Origin of the sequence: Cellulomonas sp. PS-H5, from assembly GCF_019265565.1 — a bacterium.
Classification (GTDB): Bacteria; Actinomycetota; Actinomycetes; order Actinomycetales; family Cellulomonadaceae; genus Cellulomonas.
Genome location: NZ_JAHVCI010000033.1, coordinates 1 through 21,959, shown reverse-complemented (window position 1 = coordinate 21,959; position 21,959 = coordinate 1). Strand labels below are relative to the sequence as shown.

General features: G+C 76.6%; 17 protein-coding genes. 6 read left to right on the top strand and 11 right to left on the bottom strand.

The annotated features are described in order from the left end of the window. The first annotated feature begins 38 nt into the window (after positions 1-38). Positions 39-464: a PLD nuclease N-terminal domain-containing protein gene (locus J5O08_RS13170; RefSeq protein ID WP_217616069.1), complete on the top strand. Its 426-nt coding sequence runs from the start codon at positions 39-41 to the stop codon at positions 462-464. A 6-nt stretch (positions 465-470) separates the two neighbouring features. On the opposite strand, the gene J5O08_RS13165 is transcribed toward J5O08_RS13170, so the two are convergent. From J5O08_RS13165 to J5O08_RS13155, 3 genes are all read right to left on the bottom strand, one after another. Further along, positions 471-2,636: an iron ABC transporter permease gene (locus tag J5O08_RS13165; protein ID WP_308281603.1), complete on the bottom strand. Its 2,166-nt coding sequence runs from the start codon at positions 2,634-2,636 to the stop codon at positions 471-473. A 34-nt stretch (positions 2,637-2,670) separates the two neighbouring features. Next, positions 2,671-3,666 (bottom strand): iron-siderophore ABC transporter substrate-binding protein, encoded by a 996-nt coding sequence (locus J5O08_RS13160; RefSeq protein WP_218707342.1) that lies wholly within the window; start codon positions 3,664-3,666, stop codon positions 2,671-2,673. Between the two features lie 97 nt (positions 3,667-3,763). After that, the gene (locus J5O08_RS13155; protein WP_218707341.1) at positions 3,764-4,663 is read right to left on the bottom strand and encodes an ABC transporter ATP-binding protein; all 900 of its coding nucleotides are present in this window, start codon (positions 4,661-4,663) and stop codon (positions 3,764-3,766) included. Between the two features lie 150 nt (positions 4,664-4,813). On the opposite strand from J5O08_RS13155, the gene J5O08_RS13150 reads away from it, so the two are divergent. Both J5O08_RS13150 and J5O08_RS13145 read left to right on the top strand, forming a co-directional pair. Next, positions 4,814-6,007 (top strand): NAD(P)/FAD-dependent oxidoreductase, encoded by a 1,194-nt coding sequence (locus J5O08_RS13150; protein WP_218707339.1) that lies wholly within the window; start codon positions 4,814-4,816, stop codon positions 6,005-6,007. A 31-nt stretch (positions 6,008-6,038) separates the two neighbouring features. Further along, the gene (locus J5O08_RS13145; RefSeq protein ID WP_218707337.1) at positions 6,039-6,539 is read left to right on the top strand and encodes a glutathione peroxidase; all 501 of its coding nucleotides are present in this window, start codon (positions 6,039-6,041) and stop codon (positions 6,537-6,539) included. Between the two features lie 251 nt (positions 6,540-6,790). Here the strand turns inward: J5O08_RS13145 and J5O08_RS13140 are convergent, their stop codons facing one another. Together J5O08_RS13140 and J5O08_RS13135 are read right to left on the bottom strand one after the other, a co-directional pair. Continuing rightward, positions 6,791-7,468, bottom strand: coding sequence for a GPP34 family phosphoprotein (locus J5O08_RS13140; protein ID WP_218707335.1), 678 nt, complete (start codon positions 7,466-7,468; stop codon positions 6,791-6,793). A 135-nt stretch (positions 7,469-7,603) separates the two neighbouring features. After that, complete coding sequence (locus tag J5O08_RS13135) at positions 7,604-11,152, bottom strand: ABC transporter ATP-binding protein (protein ID WP_218707333.1); 3,549 nt, start codon at positions 11,150-11,152, stop codon at positions 7,604-7,606. A gap of 86 nt (positions 11,153-11,238) precedes the next feature. Here J5O08_RS13135 and J5O08_RS13130 point away from each other — a divergent pair, with 86 nt between their 5' ends. Further along, positions 11,239-11,991 (top strand): VOC family protein, encoded by a 753-nt coding sequence (locus J5O08_RS13130; RefSeq protein WP_218707332.1) that lies wholly within the window; start codon positions 11,239-11,241, stop codon positions 11,989-11,991. A gap of 43 nt (positions 11,992-12,034) precedes the next feature. Here the strand turns inward: J5O08_RS13130 and J5O08_RS13125 are convergent, their stop codons facing one another. The 6 genes from J5O08_RS13125 to J5O08_RS13100 form a co-directional block, all read right to left on the bottom strand. Then, entirely contained in the window at positions 12,035-12,667 is a 633-nt protein-coding gene (locus J5O08_RS13125) for a response regulator transcription factor (RefSeq protein ID WP_218707331.1), read from the bottom strand. After that, positions 12,664-14,055, bottom strand: a complete 1,392-nt coding sequence (locus J5O08_RS21675) for an ATP-binding protein (protein WP_218707330.1) — start codon at positions 14,053-14,055, stop codon at positions 12,664-12,666. The genes J5O08_RS13125 and J5O08_RS21675 overlap by 4 nt, the downstream gene beginning before the upstream one ends. A gap of 30 nt (positions 14,056-14,085) precedes the next feature. Beyond that, positions 14,086-14,733, bottom strand: coding sequence for a hypothetical protein (locus J5O08_RS13115; RefSeq protein WP_218707329.1), 648 nt, complete (start codon positions 14,731-14,733; stop codon positions 14,086-14,088). 122 nt (positions 14,734-14,855) lie between these two features. Next, complete coding sequence (locus tag J5O08_RS13110) at positions 14,856-15,236, bottom strand: hypothetical protein (RefSeq protein ID WP_308281602.1); 381 nt, start codon at positions 15,234-15,236, stop codon at positions 14,856-14,858. Beyond that, positions 15,233-17,242: an ABC transporter ATP-binding protein gene (locus J5O08_RS13105; RefSeq protein WP_218707328.1), complete on the bottom strand. Its 2,010-nt coding sequence runs from the start codon at positions 17,240-17,242 to the stop codon at positions 15,233-15,235. The genes J5O08_RS13110 and J5O08_RS13105 overlap by 4 nt, the downstream gene beginning before the upstream one ends. Beyond that, a complete protein-coding gene (locus J5O08_RS13100) occupies positions 17,239-18,972 on the bottom strand; it encodes an ABC transporter ATP-binding protein (RefSeq protein WP_218707327.1) in 1,734 nt (577 codons plus the stop codon). The genes J5O08_RS13105 and J5O08_RS13100 overlap by 4 nt, the downstream gene beginning before the upstream one ends. A gap of 332 nt (positions 18,973-19,304) precedes the next feature. On the opposite strand from J5O08_RS13100, the gene J5O08_RS13095 reads away from it, so the two are divergent. Together J5O08_RS13095 and J5O08_RS13090 are read left to right on the top strand one after the other, a co-directional pair. Continuing rightward, positions 19,305-20,219 (top strand): WecB/TagA/CpsF family glycosyltransferase, encoded by a 915-nt coding sequence (locus J5O08_RS13095; protein WP_218707326.1) that lies wholly within the window; start codon positions 19,305-19,307, stop codon positions 20,217-20,219. Next, a partial coding sequence (locus J5O08_RS13090) for a glycosyltransferase (RefSeq protein WP_218707325.1) occupies positions 20,216-21,959 on the top strand: 1,744 nt, incomplete at its 3' end. The genes J5O08_RS13095 and J5O08_RS13090, both read left to right, overlap by 4 nt.

The window sequence follows — 21,959 nt, the reverse complement described above, 5'->3', positions numbered from 1 at the left end:
CGCCGACAGTCCCGCACCGCCGACGAGAGGTCCCCGCCGTGATCCGCGTGCTGCCAGTCCTGATCCAGCTCGGGCTGCTCGTCTACTGCCTGATCGACTGCATCCAGACGGACTCGGTCCTGGTGCGTAACCTGCCCAAGACCGCCTGGGTGCTGCTCATCGTGTTCCTGCCGCTCGTCGGCGGGATCGCGTGGCTGGTCGCCGGACGACCGGAGCGGGGCGCGACCGCCCGGTCGGTGCCCTGGCCGAGCACCGCGACCGCCGGGTTCCCCGAGTACGAGCGCCCGCGCGCGACCGGCCCGGACGACGACCCGGAGTTCCTGGCGGGGATGCGGGACTCGGACGACCGGCACGAGCGGATGCTCCGCGACTGGGAGGCCGACCTGCGCGCCCGGGAGCAGGGCCTGCGCGACGGCGGCCCCGCGGCGGACGACGGCACCCCCGGGTCCCGCCCGGGCGCCTGACCGCGGTCAGCGGCGCGAGGTCGCCCGCATCCGCCAGAGCAGCCAGAGGAAGTACGGCGTGCCGACCACGGCCGTGACCAGGCCCGCGGGCAGCTGCGCCGGCGCGATCGCCGTCCGCCCCACCACGTCGGCCACGCAGACCAGCGCCGCGCCCAGCACGACGGTCAGCGGCAGCGTCCACCGGTGCCGCTTGCCGATCAGCATCCGCGCGGCGTGCGGCGCCACCAGCCCGACGAACACCACCGGTCCGATCGCCGCCGTGGCCGCGGCCGTGAGCAGCACCGCGACGCCGACGTGCACCGACCGGGAGCGCGGCAGGTCGACGCCGAGCACGCGCGGCGTGACGTCGTCGACCTGGACCAGGTCGAGGTCGCGGTGCGTGCGGGCGACGACCAGCACGCCGATCGCCAGCGCCACCGCCATCGGCACCAGCTGCGGGGTCCCGGCGCCGTAGGTCGACCCGCCGAGCCAGGTGATCGCGCGGTTCTGGTTCCACGGGTCGGTGCGGACCAGCAGCAGCGTCGTGACCGCGCTCGCCGCCGCGCCGGTGCCGAGGCCGACGAGCACCATCCGTCCCGACGCCATGCCGGTGCCCGCCGTGACGCCGAACACCAGGAGGCTCGCGAGCACCGCGCCGACCAGCGCGCCGCCGAAGACCAGCGCGAACGACGGCGCCGCCGTGAGCACGATGACGACGACCGCACCGAGACCGGCCGCGTGCGCGACGCCGAGGACACCGGGGTCGGCGAGCGGGTTCCGGGTGACCGTCTGCACCAGCGCACCGGCCAGGGCGAGGCAGGCGCCGGCGAGCAGAGCCGCGCCGACCCGCGGCACCCGGGAGTCGAGGATGATGTCCAGCCGCACCGACGCCTTGCCGGCGAGCCAGTTCGCCACGTCGCCGAGCAGCACCGTCGAGTCGCCGAGCAGCACGCCCGCGACGACGACGCCGACCAGGACGAGCACCCCGGCGCCGAGCAGCAGGGCCGGGGCGCGGCGGGCGAGGGCGCTGCCGGCGCGCAGCGTGACCAGCGTGTCGGGCTCCAGCGCGGCGCGCGCCCGGCGGGCCAGGACGACCAGGGCGACGGCGCCGATCAGGCTGGTCACGACGCCGGTCGGCACGGTGACGCCGGAGATCGGGCCGAACACGGCGCGCAGCGCGACGTCGGCGGTGAGCACGAGGGCCGTCCCCGCGACCGCGGCCGCGGGGATCAGGAGCCGGTGCCGGCCGAGCGGCCGGACCCAGGTCGCGAGCAGCCGCACGAGGAGCGGCGCGCACAGGCCGACGAACCCGATGGGGCCGGTCACCGTGACGGCGCAGGTGGCGAGCAGCACCGCCAGCACCACGCCGACGAGGCGGGTCCGGGCCACGTCGACCCCGAGCGACCGGGCGGCGTCGTCGCCGAGCCCGAGCAGGTCGAGCCGGCGGCCCAGCAGGACGAGACCCAGGAACGCGACGACCACGACCGGGGCGACCGTGCGCACGGTGCCCATGCCGTTCTGGCCGAGCGAGCCCGCGCCCCAGGCGAACAGGCCCTGGGTCTCCCAGGGGAACAGCACGAGCAGCGCCTGCGTCACCGAGGACAGGCCGAGCGTGATGGCGGTGCCGGCGAGCACCAGGCGCACCGGCGAGGCGGCCGGGCCACCGGACAGGCCGATGACGACGCCCGCCGCGGCGAGGCCGCCCGCGAACGCGACCGCCACGCCCGGCAGGGCGCCGAGCGAGGCCCCGACGACCGCGGCGGCGGTGACGGCGAGGTGCGCGCCCGCGTTGACCGCGAGGGTGTCCGGTGCGGCGAGCGGGTTGCGGGCGATGCCCTGGAGGGCCGCGCCGGACGCGCCGAGCGCGCAGCCGACCAGCACGCCGGCCGCCAGCCGCGGCAGCCGCGAAGCCGTGACGACCGCGGCGGCCTGGTCGAGGCCGCCCTGCCCGGTGAGCGCCCGCCACAGCTCGCCGACCGTGACGTCGGCGGTGCCCTGGGTGAGGTGCCACGCCGCGGCGGCGACCAGCCACACGACCAGCAGCACGAGCGCGCCGACCAGCCGCACCGGCTGGCGTCCGGCCGGGGTCTGCTCGCGCGCGGCACCGCGCCCCCCGCCCGCCGGTCCGGCGCCGGGCGCGGCAGGGAGCGCGGCGGCGGCGACGGGGCCGGTGGCGGGGGGCGAGGTGGTCACGGTGTCCCTCAGGAGTGGGCGGTGCGGGTGCGGGTCACTCGGCCGGCAGCTGGGCGACCAGGTCGTCCGACCAGCCGGCCAGCGACTCCGGGCCGCCGTAGGCCCAGATGCCGACGCCCGAGCGGTACACGTGGCCCTGCTGCACGAACGGCAGCGACTGCCACACCGGGTTGCTCGCGAGGACGGTCTCGACGACGTCGTCCTCGTCGTCGTTGCCCCAGTAGAGGAACCGGGTCTCGGCCGGCAGCGCCGTCAGGCCCTCGACGTCGACGTAGGACAGGCCGTACGCGTCGTCGCCCGGGTCCTCGGTCGCGGAGCCGAGGCCCATCTCGGTGGCGACGGCCTGGAACGCCGTGCGCGGGCCGTGCATGCGGACCGTCACGTTCGCGCCCTCGGCGTACGGCGAGGCGAACACGACGGGCGTGCCCTCCAGGCCGGCGTCCGCGATCTTCTGCGCGTTGTCGGCGATGTGCGCCTCGGTGTCGGTGACGACCTGCTCGGCCTCGTCCTCGGCGCCGACCAGCGTCGCGACGCTGCGGAACGTGTCCTCGACGTAGCCGAGCGGGTCGGACGCGTCGGCGCCGTCGAACAGCGCGACCGGCGCGATCCGCTCGAACTGCTCCAGCGCGCCCTCCGGGATCGAGGACGTGACGCCGATGATGAGGTCCGGCTCCAGGCCGGCGATCGCCTCGACCGAGGGCTCGCCGCGGGTACCGACGTCCTCAGGCTCGCCCTCGAGCGGCACGACCGTGCCCACCCAGGAGGTGTAGCCCGCGACGTCCGCGGCGCCGACCGGGGTGACGCCGAGCGACGTCAGCATCTCGGTCTGCATCCACTCCAGCGACACCACCCGGGTCGCCGGGGCGTCGAGCTCGACGGTCTCCCCGCGGTCGTCCGTGATGGAGACCGGGCCGCCCGCGGCGGTGGTGCCCGTGGTCTCGGCCGCCGGCTCGTCGGTGGTGCCGCAGGCCGCCAGCGCGGCCACCGCGCCGACGGCGACGAGCGCCGTGAGCGTGCGTCGGGTGGTCATCGTTCCTCGTGTCTGCGCGGGAGGAGTGGGCGCCCGCGCGTCGCGCCCTCGGCCGCGGGGAGGCGCGGCGGGTGGAGAAGGAGTGGGTGGCGGCGCGTCAGGCGCCGACCGGGGCGGGGTGCGGGGCGCCGGCCGGCGCGTCCGCGGGTTCGTCGGTGCGGCGACCGGGGGCCCGGCCGGCCACGCGGCGGAGCAGCAGGCGCGGCGCGTGCACGCTGACGTGCCCGGTGCCCGCGTCGGTGCGCACCTCGATGTCGATGTCGTACACCTCGCTGAGCAGCGCGGAGGTCATCGCGTCCTCGGGTGCGCCGTCCGCGACCACGCGGCCGCCGTGCAGGACCAGGACCCGGTCGGCGACCGCCGCGGCCTGCTCCAGGTCGTGCAGCACCACCCCGACCGCGACGCCGTGCGCGTCCGCGAGCTCCCGGACGAGCTCCAGCACCTCGACCTGGTACCGCAGGTCGAGGTGGTTGGTCGGCTCGTCGAGCAGCAGCACGCCCGTGCCCTGGGCGAGCGCGGACGCGAACCACACCCGCTGGACCTGGCCGCCGGACAGCGCGTCGACGTCGTCGCCCGCGAGGTCCGCGATCCCGGCGAGCTCCAGCGCGCGGTCCACCGCGGCCCGACCCTCGGGGTCGGTCCCCCGCCAGCCCTGCCGGTGCGGGTGCCGGCCGAACTCGACCGCGTCCCGGACCGTGATGCCCGCGGGCGTCGGGCGGGACTGCGCGAGCAGCGTGACCCGGCGGGCGAAGTCCCGGGCGGACAGCGCGTGCGCGTCCCCGTCGGCGACCGTGACCCGGCCGGCGGACAGCCGCTGCAGGCGAGCCATGCCGCGCAGCAGCGTCGACTTGCCGGAGCCGTTCGGCCCGACCAGCGCCGTGACCCGGCCGGCGGCGAGCTCGACGCTCGCGCCGGTGACGACGGGGTCGCCGCCGTAGCCGATGCTGACGTCGGCGGCGGCCATCGCGGCGGTGTTCACGGGCACGAACCGGGACATTAGCGAAGGCTTACCTCAGAAGTCCATCCGCGTCCGGTCCGTGACCGCGGTGCGCGGCTCCGGCGGGAGGCCGCGGCCCGCCGGGCGGGCCGGCGTGCGCTCGCCTAGCGTGGCCGGGTCCGAACCCGACGCACGGAGCGTGGTGCACACATGAGCGGTCCCCGGCGGCACGACGTGCTCGTCATCGGCGGCGGCAACGCCGGCCTGTCCCTCGCGGGGCGGCTCCGGCGGGACGGCTGCCGCGACGTCGCGGTGGTCGAGCCGCGGTCCGTGCACCACTACCGGCCCCTGCTGTCGTACGTCGCCTCCGGCACCGCGACCCTCGCCGACCTGCGCCGACCGCAGGACGAGGTCGTCCCGTCGGGCGTCCGGCGGTACGCGGGCACCGTGGCGTCCGTAGACCCCGCGCGGTCCGTCGTCCTCCTCGCCGACGGCACGGAGCTCGGCTACGGCGACCTCGCGGTCTGCCCCGGCTCGGAGGTCGACTGGGACGCGGTCCCCGGCTCGAGGGAGGCGGTGGCGACCGCGCACGCCGCCACCAGCTACCTGCCCGAGCAGGCGGAGAAGACCTGGACGATGCTGTCGTCGCTCCGTTCCGGCCGGGCGGTCTTCGCGATCTCCGACCGGCACGTGCCGTGCGCCCCCGTCGGGCTGAAGCCGCTGTTCGCCGCGGTGGACGTGTGGCGGCGGACCAGGGTCCTCGACGACATCGAGGTCGAGCTGCTGGTCGAGGGGCCGCACCTGGTCCGGCACTCGGCCGCCGACCGCCGGCTGCGGGACGCGGCGACGGCGTACGGCGTCCGGGTCCGGCTCGGGACCACGGTGCGCTCGGTGGACGCCGGGGGGCGGACGCTGGTGATCGAGGGGCCGGACGGTGCGTCGACGCTCGGCTACGACGCGCTGTACCTGGCGCCGCCGCACCGCGCGTACGCCTGGATCGCGGAGAGCGGCCTGGCGACCGACGACAGCGAGGGCTTCGTCGCCGTCGACCCGGAGACCCTGCAGCACGTGGCGCACCCGCGCGTGTGGGGCCTCGGCGACGCCGCGACCGTCGGGACGCTGCCGTCCGGCGGGGCGCTCCGCAAGCAGGTGCCGGTGGTGGCGCGCAACATCCAGGCCCGCCGCACCGGCCGCACGATGCGGCGGTACGACGGCTACTCGGTCGCGCCCGTCACCACCTCCCGCCGCCGGCTGCTGCTCGCCGAGTTCGACCGGACCGGCCGGCCCGAGCCGTCGCTGCCCGTCGTGGACCTCGCGCGGCCGCGCCCGAGCCTGCTGGTGTTCGACCGGTACCTGGAGCCGCTGATCTACTGGCACCAGCTCATCCAGGGCCGCGTCTCCTGACAGCCGGGCCCGCCGGTGGCAGGGTGAGCGCGTGCAGATCGACGACATCCCGGTCCGGACCCTCCGCGGCGAGGACACCACCTTCGGCGCCCTGACCGACGGGCGCGTGGCCCTCGTGGTCAACGTCGCGTCGCGGTGCGGCCTCGCGCCCCAGTACGAGCAGCTCGAGGCGCTGCACCGGTCCTACGGCGGGCGCGGGTTCACCGTCGTCGGCGTGCCGAGCAACCAGTTCCTCCAGGAGCTCGGCTCGTCCGAGGCGATCGCCGAGTACTGCTCCGCCACCTGGGGCGCGACGTTCCCGATGCTGGAGAAGACCCCCGTCAACGGCCGGCACGCCCACCCGCTGTACCGCGCGCTGCACGAGGTGCCCGACGACGCCGGCAAGGCCGGGCGGATCACCTGGAACTTCGAGAAGTTCCTGGTCGCGCCGGACGGCCGAGCCCGCCGGTTCCGCCCCCGCGTCCTCCCGGACGCCCCGGAGGTCGTCGCGGCGATCGAGGAGCTCCTCCCGGAGCGCGCGCCGGAGGCGTGACGGCGGACGCCGACCCCCCTGCCCCCGCGACCCGCCGCACCCGCGCGCCGCAGCACTCGCGCGCCGCAGCACCCGCGCGCCGCAGCACCCGCGCGCGGCAGCACTCGCACGCCGAGATAGGACCGTCGCGCCGAGATAGGACTCCAGGCGGTCCTATCTCGGCACGCGGGTCCTATCTCGGCGAGCCGAGGGTGAGCGCAAAGGGCCAGAGCCGGAGGCGAGGGGCGAGGGCGAGGGCCGGGGCCCTCCGGTCAGCTGCCGGCCGTCGCCGCGACGGTCGTGGCCGCCATCACCGCGGACATCGCGGCGGTGGACGCCGTGATCGCGTCCTGCACCGCCTTGGCCGCCCAGGTGCCCTCCGCGACCTCCTTGGCGCGGCGGCGCACGTCGCGGGCCGGCACTCCCCCGCGGTCCACGGCCGACGGCGCCGCACCTACCGCATGCAGGAGCGCCACCAGCGCGCCGGTGCGCGGGTCGGGATCGAGCCCCTGCACGAGCACCGCGGTCAGACGCGACCGGACCTCGTCCTCGTGGCGGCCGTCGGCCTCGGGCCAGCGCGTGCGGGGGAACAGGCCGAGCACCCGGTCGTCCTCCCGGCGCAGGACCCCGCGCTCCGCCAGCCGCGCCGTGAGCTCGTGCCGCGTGCCCTTGCCGAGCCGGGTCACCAGGTCGGAGGCGGCCCGCTCGCGCTCGGCGACCCGGTCGAGGGCGTCGGCCAGCACCGGGTCAGACACGACCGCGCCGGGCGTGACGCCGACCTTGGCGGACGACCACACGCTGGTGCGCTCCCGGACGTGGACGGCCTCGGCGAGGGCGAGCTCCAGCAGCAGCGCGCCGCCGAGCGCCACGTCGAGGTAGCTGGACGTGGGGGTGCCCTTCACGTCGTCCAGGAGCAGGAGCAGCAGGTCCTCGGCGATCAGCGTCGTCACGGGGCCGAGCCTAGCGACGGCGAGCCGAGCGCACGCGGTGGGTGCCGGGCGCGCGCGGGCCGCTGGGCGCACGCGGCGGGTGCCGGGCGCACGGTGGGTGCTGAGCGCCGCGACCTCGGCGCGCGCCCCCGCCGGTCACCCCGCGAGGTGCCCCCACCGCGGCGCAAGGTCGCGCCACGGCCCCACCGCCACCACGGCGCCCTCCTCGAGCACCACGACCCGGTCCGCCCGCGCGAGCGCCGCCCGCTTCGACGTCGCCCCGACCACGGTCGTCCCGCGCTCCCGCAGCGCGGACCACAGCTCGATCTCGGTGCTCGCGTCGAGGGCGCTGGACACGTCGTCGGCGAGCAGCAGCTCCGCGTCCGTCGCCAGGGCCCGCGCGAGGGCGAGCCGCTGCACCTGCCCCCCGGACAGCCGCACGCCCCGGTGCCCGACGAGCGCGTCCGGCCCGCCCGCCTCGGCCACGTCGGAGGCCATCCGCGCCGCGGCGAGCGGCCCGTCGACGGCGCGGTCGTGGTCGAGGCGCACGTTGTCGGCGAACGTCCCGGAGAGCACGCGCGGCACCTGGGCGACGTGCGCGACACGGCCCGGCCGGAGGAAGGCCTCGGCGTCCTCGACGTCGGTGCCGTTCCACCGGATCCGCCCGGTGTGCGCCATCAGCCCGGCGAGCGCCGACAGCAGGCTGGACTTGCCCGCGCCGACGCGCCCGAGCAGCAGCACGAGCTCGCCGCGCGCGACCGTGAGGTCCACGTCGGCGACGCCGATCGTGCCGTCGTCGTGCACGGCGCCGACGCCGCGGAGCTCCAGGGTGTCGAACCGGTCCCGGGCATCCGGACCGGGCCGCGCCGCTGCACCGGTCGACAGGTCGACCCCGGGCACCTCGGCCACGAGGTCGGATCCGCCCGCGAACGACGCCGTGGCCTGCTGCCAGGCCCGGGTGCCGGGCGCCTCGGTCACCACCGCTCCGGCGACGACCCCGAACCAGTTGAACCCGGCCACGGCGCCCGCGACCAGCAGCGTGCTCGCGAGGTCCCAGACCCCGGCGAGCAGGGCGCCCCACGCCACGACCGCGCCGACCTGCACCATGATGATCGGCACGCCGTCGAGGACGGCCTGCACCCGGTGCTCGAACACGGCGGCCTCGACCCGGCCGTCGTCGACCCGGCGCAGGTGCGCGTGCACCTCGGGCGTGCGGGCGGCGAGCTTGACCGTCCGGGCGGCGTCCAGCGCGGAGACCAACGACCGCCCGAAGCCGGCGCGCGCGGCGGCCGACCGGGTGGCCGAGCGCCCCGCGACGCCGCGACCCGCGAGGGCGCAGACCGCGCTCACGACGAGGACCGCGAGCAGCACGGCGCCCGCGAGCAGCGACCAGCTCAGCACCGCCGTGACCGCCACCAGGACGAGACCGTTGACCAGGTCGACCCAGCGGTCCGCGTAGAGCACGAACCGGTCCGCGTCGAGCGCGCGGGCCACGACCTCGCCCGGCGGGGTGCGGCGCAGCCGGTGCTGCCGGGTCTGCCCGACCAGCACCGACATCCGCACCCGGAGCAGCAGCTCGATCCACCACTTCGGGTACAGCCGGAACGCGAGCGAGCTGCACGGGGCGACGAGCAGCAGGGTGACGGCCAGCGCCACGACGAGGCCGGTGGTCGGCTCCCCCGCGCGCAGGCCCTCGACGGTGTGGCCCCACAGGTAGCCGGTCACCGCGCCCTGGGCGGCGAACAGGCTCGACAGCAGGAACAGCAGGCCGCCGAGCAGGCCCCACCGGGGCTTGACCACCAGGGCGTGCGCGATCCCGCGGGCGAGGCTGGGGCCGGTCCCCGGGTCGCGCAGCGCGGGCGGCGGCCCGGTACGCCGGCGGGCGCCGACCTCGCCCGCGCGCTCGTCGGCGTCCGCGGCCGGGGCGGCCGCCGCGACGTCGATCGTGTCCGCGTGCCCCTCGACCCGGCTCGCCTCGAGCAGCGACCGGAACGGCCCGTCGACCTCGGTCAGCGTCGCCCGGTCGCCCTGCTGCACGACCCGCCCGTGGTCGAGCACGACCACCTGGTCCGCGCGCTCGACGGTCCCGAGCCGGTGCGCCACGAGCAGGCCGGTCCGCCCGCCGAGCAGCCGCTCCGACGCCGCGACGACGCGCGCCTCGGTCAGCGGGTCCATCCGGGCGGTCGCCTCGTCCAGCACGACCACCTGCACGTCCCGCACGAGCAGCCGGGCGAACGCGACGAGCTGCTCCTCCCCCGCGGACAGGGAGGTCCCGCCGGGCCCGAGGAGCGTGTCGAGCCCGTCCGGCAGCCCGGCGACCCACTCGGTGAGCCGGAGCTCGCGCACGGCGCCCTCGACGTCGGCGCGCGGCACGTCGGCGAACAGCGCGATGTTCTCCGCGAGCGTCCCGGCGAGGATCTCCGTGCGCTGGGTGACCACGCCGACCGCGCCGCGCAGCGCCTGCAGGTCGAGGTCCCGCACGTCGACGCCGCCGAGCAGCACCGAGCCGGGCTCCGGCTCCACCGCCCGGGACAGCAGCGACGCCAGCGTCGACTTGCCCGAGCCGGTGCGGCCGACGAGCGCGACGGTCTGCCCCGCGGGCACCCGCAGGTCGACGCCGCGCAGGGCGAACGTGCCCTCCGCGTACGAGAAGTGCAGGTCGCGCAGCTCGAGGTCGAGCGGACCCTCGGGCACGGCGCGGCCGCCGGCCGGCTCGGGCTCGGTGTCGAGCAGCTCGCGGATGCGGACGATCGCGCCGATCCCCTCCTGCACATCGGGCAGGTGCCGGGCGAGCTGGTCGAACTGGCCGACGAACGACGCGGTCACCAGGAACAGCGTGACGAGCTGCGCGACCGAGAGGTCGCCCGCGCCCGCGAGCACCACGCCGGCCACGACGACGCCGGCGAGCAGCGCGTGCAGCAGCGTCCCGGCCTTCGCGGTCATCCGGGTCTCGACCGCCAGGACGCGGTCGAGCATCCGGTGCACGAGCGCGGACGCCTCGGCCAGGCGCCGGACGGCGAACGCCTGCCCGCGGCTGGTGCGCAGGTCGTCGCGGGCGGCGACCGCCTCCTCGAACGCGGCGGCGTTGTCGGTCCAGGCGCGCTCCTCGACCACCTTGCGGCGCGCGATCTCCCCCAGCGAGGGCCGCACGACCAGCACGGTGGCCCCGCCGAGCAGCGGGAACAGCACCCACGCCGGCCACCAGGTCAGGCCGCCGACGATCCAGAGCGGCACGCAGCCGACGACGGTGCGGCCCAGCCCCCAGACCTGCCGGCGCACCAGCGTGCCGACGGCGTGCGTGTCATCGTCGACCCGGTCGAGCACCTCGCCGACCGCCTGCTCCGAGAGCGTGCCCAGCGGCTGGTGCAGCGCCGCGCTCAGCAGGTCGCCGCGGAGCCGGCCCTCGGCGCGGTCGACGACGCCCGCCCACGCGACCTGCCCGACCGTGTCCACGAGCGCGGCGCCGACCAGGCACGCGGCGAGCAGCCACAGCCCGGCGGCCGTCGGCTCCTCGGCGAGGTCGCCGGCGACGACGGTGCCGAGCGCGGCGCCGACCGAGGCGATGGTCAGCGCGACGAGCGCGAGGCCGGCGACCGGACCCCGCAGGCGGCGCCAGTCGAGGCGGCGGGCGGGGTCGAGCGGCGCGCGCGAGGCCCGGTCGGCGGTGGCGTCGACCGGGGGCGGGGCGGTGGTGGTTCCGAGCATCGTCCGTCGACCCTAGGGCGACCCACCCACACGCCCGAAGCGCATTTCGCCGACGGGCGTCGCCCCGCCGCCGCTACGGTCGCCGCATGATCACGTGGGCGACCGCCTTCCTCGACTCGACCGCGGCCGACTGGGACCGCACGCTCGCGTTCTGGCAGGCGGCCACCGCGACGACCCTGTCGCCGTTCCGCGGCCCGGACGACGAGTTCGTGACGCTCGTGCCCGCCGACGGGGACGCGTTCCTGCGCGCGCAGCGGGTGCGGTCGGGGCCGGGCGGCGTGCACCTCGACCTGCACGTGCCCGACGTCCGCGCCGCCGCCGACGCCGCCGTCCGGCTCGGTGCCCGCGAGGTCGCCGCCTCGGACCACGTCGTGCTGACGTCGCCGGGTGGGTTCGCGTTCTGCTTCGTCGCCGCGTACCCGGCGCGCCGCCCCACCGCCGTGACCTGGCCCGGGGCGGGCGGCGGGACGCACACGAGCCTGCTCGACCAGCTGGCGGTCGACGTCCCGGCCGAGCGCTGGCAGCCCGAGCGGCGGTTCTGGGCCGCGCTCACCGGATGGCCCGAGCGGACGACCGCGCCCGGGTCCGCCCTGGTCCCCCTGCACCGGCCCGAGGGCCTCCCCCTGCGCCTGCTGCTGCAGCGCCTCGACGAGCCGGCCGGTCCCGTGCGCGCCCACCCCGACCTGGCCTGCTCGGACCGTCGCGCCGAGACGGTCCGGCACGTCGCGCTCGGCGCGACGGTCGAGGCGGTGCGGGAGCGCTGGACCGTGCTGCGGGACCCCGCCGGCCGGCGGTACTGCCTCACCGACCGCGACCCGACCACCGGCGCGCTCCCCTGAGCACCGCCGCGGCCGGGAAGCCGGGCGTCCCACGCCGCACCTCTCACGCCTCCGGGAGGTGCTCCCGCGCCCACAGCGCCGCGCTGGTCCGGTCCGCCACGCCGAGCAACCGGAACACGTGCCCGACGTGCACCTTCACCGTGCGCTCCGCGATACCGAGCTCCCGCCCGATCTGCTTGTTCGCCAGCCCGCGCGCGAGCAGCCGCAGCACGTCGCGCTCCCGCGCGCTGAGCCGGTCCGCCGGGCGCGGGGCCGCGGCGGACGGCAGCAGCGCGCCGGCCACGCGCGGGTCGAGCGGGGCGTACCCCCGGGCGGCGGACCGCACGGCCGCGACCAGCTCCTCCGGCTCGCAGTCCTTCAGCAGGTAGCCGACCGCGCCCGCACCGACCGCCGCCGACACGCGGTCGTGGTCGGAGAACGACGTCAGCACGACCACGCGGGTCGCCGGCCGCGCCGCGAGGACCTGGCGGGTCGCCTCGACGCCCTCGGTCCCGGGCATCGACAGGTCCATGAGGATCACGTCGGGCGCCAGCTCGGCCGCCAGCGCGACGGCCGCGGCCCCGTCGGCGGCCTGCCCCACGACCCGCATCCCGTCCGCCGCGTCGACCAGCCCGGCCAGCCCGGACCGCACCAGGTGGTGGTCGTCGGCGAGCAGCACCGTGATGTCCTCGGTCATCGCACCTCCACGTCGGGGTCGACCGCGAGCCGCCAGCGCGTCCCCGCGCCGGGCGCCGAGTCGACCGACAGGTCCGCACCGGCGGCCGCGGCCAGGTCGCCGAGCACCCGCAGCCCGAGGTGGCCCTCGGGCGGGCTCGCGAGCGTGGCGGCGGCGTCGAAGCCCGCGCCGTCGTCGGCGACCTCCAGCACCAGCAGGCCACCCGACCGCTCCAGGCGCACCCGCACCTCGTCCGCGCCCGCGTGCGCGACGGCGTTGCGCACCGTCTCCTGCGCCACCCGGTAAACGAGCTGCTGGGCGTCGACGCCGATCCCCGCCAGCGCCTCCTCCGGCGCGTCGACGGTCACCCGCACGCCGCGGGCGGCGAGCCCGCCGGCGAGGTCGGCGAGCGCGGCGCCCAGCCCGGCGGTGCGCAGGCTCGGCGGGTAGATGTCGACGAGCAGCGACCGCAGCCCGCGGATCGACGTCCGCACGGTGCCGCTCGCGGCGCGCACGTCCGCCGCGACGTCCGGGGCGCCGGCCCGCTCGGCGCGCTCGGCGGCGCCGGCGAGGGCGAACGACGACGCCGCCAGCTCCTGGACCACGCCGTCGTGCAGCGTCGCGGCGATCCGGCGGCGCTCGGCGTCGGACGCGTCGACCGCGCTGCGCAGCAGCCGCTCCCGCTGGTCCTGCCCGCGGCGCAGCCGGTCGAGCAGCGTCCACAGGACCGGCAGCAGCAGCACCAGGAGCAGGAGCAGGCTGGTGACCGTGATGCCGGCGAAGCCCCGCCACACCGCGGCGGCGCGCTCGGTGACGACGTCGTACCGGCTGTAGGTCTCGAACAGCAGGACCGTGCCGTCCGGCGTCCAGACCGGGCGGTAGACCTCGAGCAGCCGGCCCTGGTCCCGCTCGAACCGGTTCTCGGGCTCGTCGAGGTCGCTGACCTCGGCCTGCGTCGACGGGTCGGCGAGCACCGCGCGCTCGTCGTCGCCCAGCCCGAACGTGTCGCCGATCAGCCGGGGCTCGTCCGAGTACACGATCCGGCCGTCGGCGTCCCAGAGCTTCACCCGGACGACGGCGTCGCCGAGCACCCGGTCCCGGACGACCGCGTCCAGTGCCGCGAGGGCCTCGGGGTCGCCGGCGGCGACGCCGTCGGTCAGCGCGGGCTGCACGACCGCGTCGGCCAGCAGGTCGGTGCTGCGCGCGGCGTCGTTGACGGACTCCTGCTCGGCGATCCGGCGGCTCGCGCTCAGGCCGAGCACCGCGACCAGCACGAGCACGACCGCGGCCGCCGCGCCGACCTGGAGGAACACCCGCCAGGTACGGACGGGGGCGACCGAGGCGGCGGGCGGCGCGCCGCGGCTGAGGACGACTCGGCCGTCCTCGGCCGCCGGCGCGGGCGTCTGCACAGGCGCCACCCTAGGTGCTGCGGGCACCGGTCAGTCGTCGCTGCCGTGGCCGCCGTGCCGGCCGCCGTCGTCGTCGCCGTGCCGACCGGAGTCGTCGGAGCCGGAGCCCGACGAGTGGTGGCCGGAGTCGTCGGAGCCCGAGCCCGACGAGTGGTGGCCGGAGTCGTCGGAGCCCGAGCCCGACGAGTGGTGGCCGGAGTCGTCGGAGCCCGAGCCCGACGAGTGGTGGCCGGAGTCGTCGGAGCCCGAGCCCGACGAGTGGTGGCCGGAGTCGTCGACGGGCGCGGCGGGAGCCGCCGGGGCGGCGGGGACCACGGGCGCGGTCGGCGCGACGGTGCCCGTCCCGTTCGCGCGGCGGTCGTCACCGGGCTCGACGCGGTCGTCGCGGTCGACGCGCCCGCCGTGGTCGTCCGGCACGGCCGAGGGCGAGGACGAGCCGGACGGCGTCGCGTCGCCGAACGGCGACGTGGCGGCGCCGGTCCCGTTCGCGCGCCGGTCGTCGCCGACCTCGGTGCGCAGGTCGCGATCGGTGGCCCCGCCGCGGTCGTCGGCGGTCGGCGCCTGGCTGGGCACCGCGACCGGCACCTCGCGGCTGAGGCTGGGGTTGGCGGTGAGGCCGACGACGGCCGGCACGATCGCCAGCGCGGCGGCGGCGGTGAACACCAGGGTGCGCTTCACGGGGACTCCTCGGGTGGTGGTGGATCCGACGAGTCAGTTCTCCCGCGCCGCGGGTCTGCCGCGCGATCGGACGTTGGTACTAGTACCCGTCGCGAGGGGTCCCCGTGCTGGTCAGCGCGACGTCAGCCCCGCCGGTCGACCAGCAGCCACGCCCCCGAGCCGAGCACCGCCGCGGCGAGCAGCACCGAGGGCCACGCCCCCAGCGCCCCGGCGAGGACGTGCGACGCGACGAAGCACGCCGCACCGAGCAGCACCACGGCCAGCACCCGCGCGACCCCGGCCGCCCACGACCGCCACGCGCACCACGCCACGCCGAGGACCAGCACCACCCCGCCGAGCGCCCGGACGCCGGTGCCCTGCGCGACGGCGAACGCCGCCACGAGGGTCACCGCAGCCAGCACGCCGGTCGGGACGGCGGCGAGCGGGCCGCGCGCCCCGGCGGGCCGGGACGGCGCTGCCGCCGCTCCGGACCCGCCCGGCGCACGTCCGGCGGGAACCGTCACTCGTCCGCCCCGACGACCGCCCCGGCGAACTGCGACTGGTACAGCCGGTGGTACGCCCCGCCGGCCGCGATGAGCTCGTCGTGCGTGCCCTTCTCGACGATCGCGCCGTGCTCCATCACGAGGATGAGGTCGGCGTCCCGGATGGTCGACAGCCGGTGCGCGATGACGAACGACGTCCGCCCCTGCCGCAGCGAGGCCATCGCCTGCTGCAGCAGCTTCTCGGTCCGGGTGTCGACCGACGACGTGGCCTCGTCGAGGATGAGCACCGACGGCCGCGCGACGAACGCCCGGGCGATGGTGATCAGCTGCTTCTCCCCCGCCGACAGGTTGGCCGCGTCCTCCTCCAGCACGGTGTCGTACCCGTGCGGCAGCGAGTGCACGAACCGGTCGACGTACGTGGCCTGCGCGGCCGCGAGGATCTCCTCGTCGGTCGCCGACTGCCGGCCGTACCGGATGTTCTCCCGGATCGTGCCCGCGAACAGCCACGGGTCCTGGAGCACCATGCCGGTGCGCGCCCGGGCGTCGTGCCGGGACAGCGTCGCGATGTCCTGGCCGTTGACCAGGATCCGGCCGCCGTCGAGCTCGTAGAACCGCATCAGCAGGTTGACCAGCGTCGTCTTGCCGGCGCCGGTCGGGCCGACGATCGCGACCGTCTGCCCCGGGCGCACGATGAACGACAGGTCGGAGATCAGCGGGTGCTCGGGGTCGTAGGAGAACGCGACGTGCTCGAACTCGATGGTCCCGTCGCCCTCCGCCGGGGCGGGTGCCTGCGGGTCGTCCTCGCTCTGCTCGTCCTCGTCGAGCAGCTGGAACACCCGCTCGGCCGACGCGGTGCCGGACTGCACGACCGCGGCCATCCCGCCGAGCTCGGACAGCGGCTGGGTGAACATCTGCGTGTACTGGATGAACGCCTGCACGCTGCCGAGCAGCATCGTGCCGTTCGCCACCATGAGCCCGCCGAGCACCGCGATGCCGACGTACGTGAGGTTGCTGACGAACGACATGCCCGGCCAGATGATCCCGGACAGGAACTGCGCCTTGAACGAGGCCTGGTACAGCTCCTCGTTCTCCGCCTTGAACCGGTCCGCGAAGTCCTGCCGGCGGCCGAAGACCTTGACCAGGGCGTGCCCGGAGAACGACTCCTCGACGCGCGCGTTCAGCCGACCGACCTTGCGCCACTGGGTGCCGAAGGCCTTCTGCGACTTCGGGCCGATGATCCCGAAGATGACGCCCATCAGCGGGATCGACACCAGCGCGACCAGGGCGAGCTGCCAGGAGATCGTGAACATCATGACCAGCACGCCGACCACGGTGAGGATCGAGGTCAGCGCCGAGGACAGCGACTGCTGCATCGTCTGCGTGATGTTGTCGATGTCGTTGGTCACGCGGGAGATCAGCTCGCCGCGCTGCACCTTGTCGAAGTAGGCGAGCGGCAGCCGGTTGATCTTGGTCTCGACCTGCTCGCGCAGCCGCCACATGGCGCGGACCATGATCACGTTGATGATGTAGCCCTGGAGCCACATGAGCAGCGCGCCCGCCACGTACAGCGCGAGGACGGTGACCAGCAGCCGGCCGAGCAGGTCGAAGTCGACCCCCGAGCCGGGCACCAGGTTCTCCGCCGCCGCGACCATGTCCGCGACCCGCTCCTGGCCCGCGGCGCGCAGGCCCTCGACGGCCTGCTCCTGGGTGAGGCCCTCGGGCAGCTGCCGGCCCATGAACCCGGTGAACACCGCGTCGGTGGCGCGGCCGAGCACCCGCGGGGCGAGCACCGTGAGCACGACACCGGCCGTGCCCATGATCGTGACGGCCACGAGGGCCCACTTGTACGGGCGCAGCAGGCCGAGCATCCGGCCGAACGACTGCCCGAAGTTGTCCGCCTTGCCGGGCGCGACCGAGTCCCACGAGTCCGAGGCCAGGCGTGCCTGCTCCCCGAGCTCGATCTCGAGCTTCTCGTCCTCCGTCAGCTCCGGCTCCGCCGGCTTCGTGCGCGTCTTCTGGTCGCTCATGCGCCGGCCTCCACCGCGAGCTGGGACTCCGCGATCTCGCGGTAGGTCTGGTTGGTCGCGAGCAGCTCGTCGTGCGTGCCGAGGCCGGCCACGCGGCCGTCCTCGAGGACGAGGATCTGGTCCGCGCCGGTCACCGTCGACACCCGCTGGGCGACGACGATCTTGGTGACGTCGGGCAGCTCGCGCCACAGCGCCTGCCGCAGCCGGGCGTCGGTCGCGAGGTCGAGCGCCGAGAACGAGTCGTCGAACAGCAGCACCGCCGGTCGGCGCACCAGGGCGCGCGCGATCGCGAGCCGCTGGCGCTGCCCGCCGGACACGTTGGTGCCGCCCTGCGCGATCCGCGCCTCGAGCCCGCCCTCCATCTGCTGCACGAAGTCGCTCGCCTGGGCGATCTCCAGCGCGCGCCACAGGTCGGCGTCGGTGGCGTCCTCCTGGCCGAGGCGCAGGTTGGACGCCACGGTCCCGGCGAACAGGAACGGGCGCTGCGGGACCAGGCCGATGCCGGCCCACAGCTCCTCGACGTCGCGGTCCCGGACGTCGACGCCGCCGACGCGCACCGCGCCGCCGGTCGTGTCGAACAGCCGCGGGATGAGCGAGACGAGCGTGGTCTTGCCCGCACCGGTCGACCCGATCACGGCGACCGTCTGGCCCTGGCGGGCCGTGAACGAGACGCCGGAGAGCACCGCGTGCTCGGCCTCGGGGTAGGCGAAGGTCACGTCGTCGAACGCGACCTCCCCCGGCCGCGGCGTGCCGCGCACCGGCTCGGCCGGCTCGGCCAGCGTGGACTCGCTGGTCAGCACCTCGGTGATCCGCTCGGCCGACACGGCCGCGCGCGGGATCATCACCGTCATGAAGGTGGCCATGAGGACGCCCATGAGGATCTGGCCGATGTACTGCATGAACGCGAACAGCGTGCCGACCTGCACGTTGCCGTTGTCGACCTCGATGCCGCCGAACCAGATCACGCCGACCACGGTCACGTTGAGCACGAGCATCGCGAGCGGGAACAGCACGACGAACAGCGAGCCGATCTTGCGGCCGACGACCATGATGTCGGTGTTCGCGCCCCGGAACCGCTCGCCCTCGATGTCCTCCCGGACGAACGCCCGCACGACGCGCACGCCGGTGAGCTGCTCGCGCATGATCCGGTTGACCGCGTCGAGCTTGGTCTGGAACGACCGGAACAGCGGCACCATCCGGCTGATGATCACGCCCGCGACGAGGAGCAGCACCGGCACCGAGACGGCGATCAGCCAGGACAGCCCGACGTCCTGCCGCAGCGCCATGATGATGCCGCCGATCGCGAGCATCGGGGCGCTGACCAGCATCGTCGAGCCCATCATCGCGAGCATCTGGACCTGCTGGACGTCGTTCGTGTTGCGCGTGATGAGCGAGCCGGCGCCGAACCGGGAGATCTCCCGTTCCGAGTAGCCGCTCACCCGCCCGTACACGTCGTCGCGCAGGTCCCGCCCGACCTGCATCGCGGCGCGCGCGGCGAAGTAGGTGGCGATGATCGCCGCGACGATCTGGCCGAGGGACACCACGAGCATGTACCCGCCGGCGCGCCAGATGAAGCCGGTGTCCCCCTGGGCCACCCCCTCGTCGATGATGCGGGCGTTCAGGTTGGGCAGGTAGAGCATGGCGAGCGCCGAGCAGAGCTGGAAGACCAGCACGCCGAGCAGCAGCCAGCGGTAGGGGCGCAGGTAGCGCATCAGCAGACGGGCGAGCACGTGTTCTCCTGGGGTCGGCGGGCGACGAGGTCCGCGACCACGGGGCGGCGGGGGGTCCGTCCGCGATCGGCTCCGTCAGGGTAGCCACCCCCACCGACACCCACCGCCACCTTTTCGCCCACCCCCGGGGGGCGTGGAGTCTTGTCCCGCCCGGGGAGCGCGCCCTAGGGTCGCCCTGTCCGAATTGTCCTATATGTCCCTACCGCGGACTCAGGCCACGGGTCCCCGGCGCCGTCGTCCGCCCTGCCGCCCGGCTCCCGGGTCGCAGCACGGGGACGGCCCGGGACGCGGGACCGGGCGCGCGCCGGGCGCGACCGAAGGACGTGACAGCGATGTCGAGCACCGGGGCGCACCGCGCCGCATCCTCCCGCACCCCGCTCCCCTGGCCCCGCGTCCTGCTGGGCGGCACGCCGGTCGACCTGCTCGAGACGGCCGGAGCGGTCGACACCGTGGTGGGGCACGCATCGCGCGGCGCGGGCTGGCCGCTGGGGGTGATGAGCGCGAACCTCGACCACATCCACCACTTCGGCTACCACGGGCCGTCGTCGCTGGTCCCGTTCGCCTGGGCGCACCCCGACGCCGGCGACCCGTACCCGGCGGGACCGCCGGTCCCCGATCCCCTCGACGGGCTGCCGCCGGTCCGCTGGCTCAACCTCCTGGACGGGGCGCCGCTGGTCCGGCGCGCCGAGCACCTCACCGGGCACGCCTGGCCGCGGCTCGCCGGCAGCGACCTGATCGCGCCGGTGCTCGACCGCGCGGCCTCCGTCGGCCTGCGGGTGGGGTTCCTCGGCGGCCGGCCGGACGTGCTCGACGCGCTGGCGGCGCGGCTCGCGGCGGACCGCCCCGGGCTGGCCGTCGCGGGTCTGTGGTCGCCCCCGCGCCAGGACCTGGACGACGCCGCGGCCTGCCGCGCCTGGGCCGCCCTCGTGCGCCACTCGGGCGCGGACGTCGTGGTGGTGGGGCTCGGCAAGCCGCGGCAGGAGCGGTGGATCGCGCGGTACGGGCCGCTGACCGGCGCGGCCGTGCTGCTCGCGTTCGGCGCGGTGGTCGACTTCCTCGCGGGCGCGGCGCAGCGCGCCCCGGAGGCCGTCCGGGACCACGGCTGGGAGTGGGCGTGGCGCCTCGCGCACGAGCCCCGCCGGCTCGCGCGGCGATACCTGGTCGACGGGCCGCCCGCGTACGACGTCCTGGCGCGGCGGAGCTTCGTGCTGGTGCCCGGGGCGCCCGAGCCGGCGGGGCGGCCGTGACGGCGCAGGCGGAGCACCGCGCGACGACCGGGCCGGCCTTCGCGGCGGCCGGCGAGCGTGCGGAGCTCGGGGTGGTCGTGGTGACGTACGACAACGAGGCGCACCTCGACCGCCTGCTCGCCAGCCTGCGCCTCGAGGCGGCGGGCACCCGGATGCGGGTGGTCGTCGTCGACAACGGGTCGTCCGACGGGACGGTGCGGCGCGCCCGCGCGCACGCCGACGTGCGCACGCTGACGGGGCACGGCAACGTCGGCTACGCGGGCGGCATCAACGTCGGGGCGGCGGCGCTCGGCGACGTCCCGGCGGTGCTCGTGCTCAACGCGGACCTGGTGCTCGAGCCCGGTGCCGTGCCCGCCCTGCTGGCACGCCTGCACCGGCCCCGGGCGGGCGTGGTGCTGCCGATGCTGCTCGACCGGTCCGGCGCGGTCCAGCCGTCGCTGCGCCGGGAGCCCTCGGTGACCCGGTCACTCGGCGACGCCGTGCTGGGGCGGTTCCTCGGCGACCGGCCCGGGTGGCTGTCCGAGACGGTGCGCGACCCCACCGCCTACGCCTGGGCGCACCCCGTCGACTGGGGCACCGGGGCGGCGATGCTGGTGCGCGCGGAGGCCGCCCGGTCGGTCGGCCCGTGGGACGAGCGGTTCTTCCTGTACTCCGAGGAGACCGACTACTGCCGCCGCGTGCGCGAGGCCGGCTGGGAGGTGTGGTTCGAGCCCGCCGCGCGGGTCCGGCACGCCGCCGGCGGCTCCGGGCGCGGCCCGGAGCTGACCGCGCTGCTCCAGGTGAACCGGGTCCGGTACGCCCGCAAGCACCGGGCCGCGCCCGTGGCCGGGGCGACCCTCGCCGTGACGGCGGTGACGTCGCTCGCGCGCACCTGGGACCCGGGGCACCGGTCGGCGGTGCGCGCGCTGCTGGTCCCGGCGGCGCGGCGGGCGCTGCCGCGCGGGCGGCCGACCGGGCTGGCCCAGGCGGACGGCGGCCGGGCAGCCACCGGTCCCGGTCCCGCGACCAGGAGCGCCGCGCCCGCGCGCGTCACCGGCACCGTGGTCGTCCCCGCGCACGACGAGGCGGCGGTCATCGGCCGCACCCTCGCCGGGCTCGCGCCGTGGGCCCGGGCCACCGGGGTCGAGGTGGTCGTGGTGTGCAACGGCTGCACCGACGGCACCGCGGACGTGGCGCGGCGGTTCCCCGCGGTGCGGGTGCTCGAGCTGCCCGAGGGGTCCAAGCCCCGCGCCCTGGACGCCGGCGACCGCGCCGCCCGGGCCTTCCCGCGGGTGTACCTCGACGCGGACGTCACGGCGTCCCCCGCGGCGGTCGCCGCGACGCTGCGCGCCCTGGCCGAGGGACCCTGGCTCGCCGCCCGCCCGCCGGCGGCGGTGGACGTCGCCGGGGCGTCCGCCCCGGTGCGCGCCTTCCACCGGGCGCGGGCCCGGCTGGCGACGCCGCGGGAGGCCCTGTGGGGCGCGGGCGTCTACGGCCTGTCCGCAGCGGGCCACGCGCGGCTCGGCCGGTTCCCGGACCTCGTCGCGGACGACCTGTGGGTGGACGCGCTGTTCGCCCCCGGGGAGAAGCGGGTGGTCGACGCGCCGCCGGTGCGGGTGGTGGCGCCGCGGACCGCCCGGAGCCTGGTGCGGGTGCTCGCGCGGACCGCCCGCGGCACGGCCGAGGTGCGGGCGCGGACGGCCGCGCGCTCGGACGCGGCACCCGCCGCGCCGCCGGCCGAGCAGCCCGCCGCGCCGCTCG

What these genes read in the sequence shown, in the direction of transcription:
- J5O08_RS13105 (WP_218707328.1), bottom strand. Translation starts at nt 17,242, where the DNA reads ATGAGCGACCAGAAGACGCGCACGAAGCCGGCGGAGCCGGAGCTGACG.
- J5O08_RS13095 (WP_218707326.1), top strand. Translation starts at nt 19,305, where the DNA reads ATGTCGAGCACCGGGGCGCACCGCGCCGCATCCTCCCGCACCCCGCTC.
- J5O08_RS13130 (WP_218707332.1), top strand. Translation starts at nt 11,239, where the DNA reads ATGATCACGTGGGCGACCGCCTTCCTCGACTCGACCGCGGCCGACTGG.
- J5O08_RS13155 (WP_218707341.1), bottom strand. Translation starts at nt 4,663, where the DNA reads ATGTCCCGGTTCGTGCCCGTGAACACCGCCGCGATGGCCGCCGCCGAC.
- J5O08_RS13160 (WP_218707342.1), bottom strand. Translation starts at nt 3,666, where the DNA reads ATGACCACCCGACGCACGCTCACGGCGCTCGTCGCCGTCGGCGCGGTG.
- J5O08_RS13135 (WP_218707333.1), bottom strand. Translation starts at nt 11,152, where the DNA reads ATGCTCGGAACCACCACCGCCCCGCCCCCGGTCGACGCCACCGCCGAC.
- J5O08_RS13150 (WP_218707339.1), top strand. Translation starts at nt 4,814, where the DNA reads ATGAGCGGTCCCCGGCGGCACGACGTGCTCGTCATCGGCGGCGGCAAC.
- J5O08_RS13125 (WP_218707331.1), bottom strand. Translation starts at nt 12,667, where the DNA reads ATGACCGAGGACATCACGGTGCTGCTCGCCGACGACCACCACCTGGTG.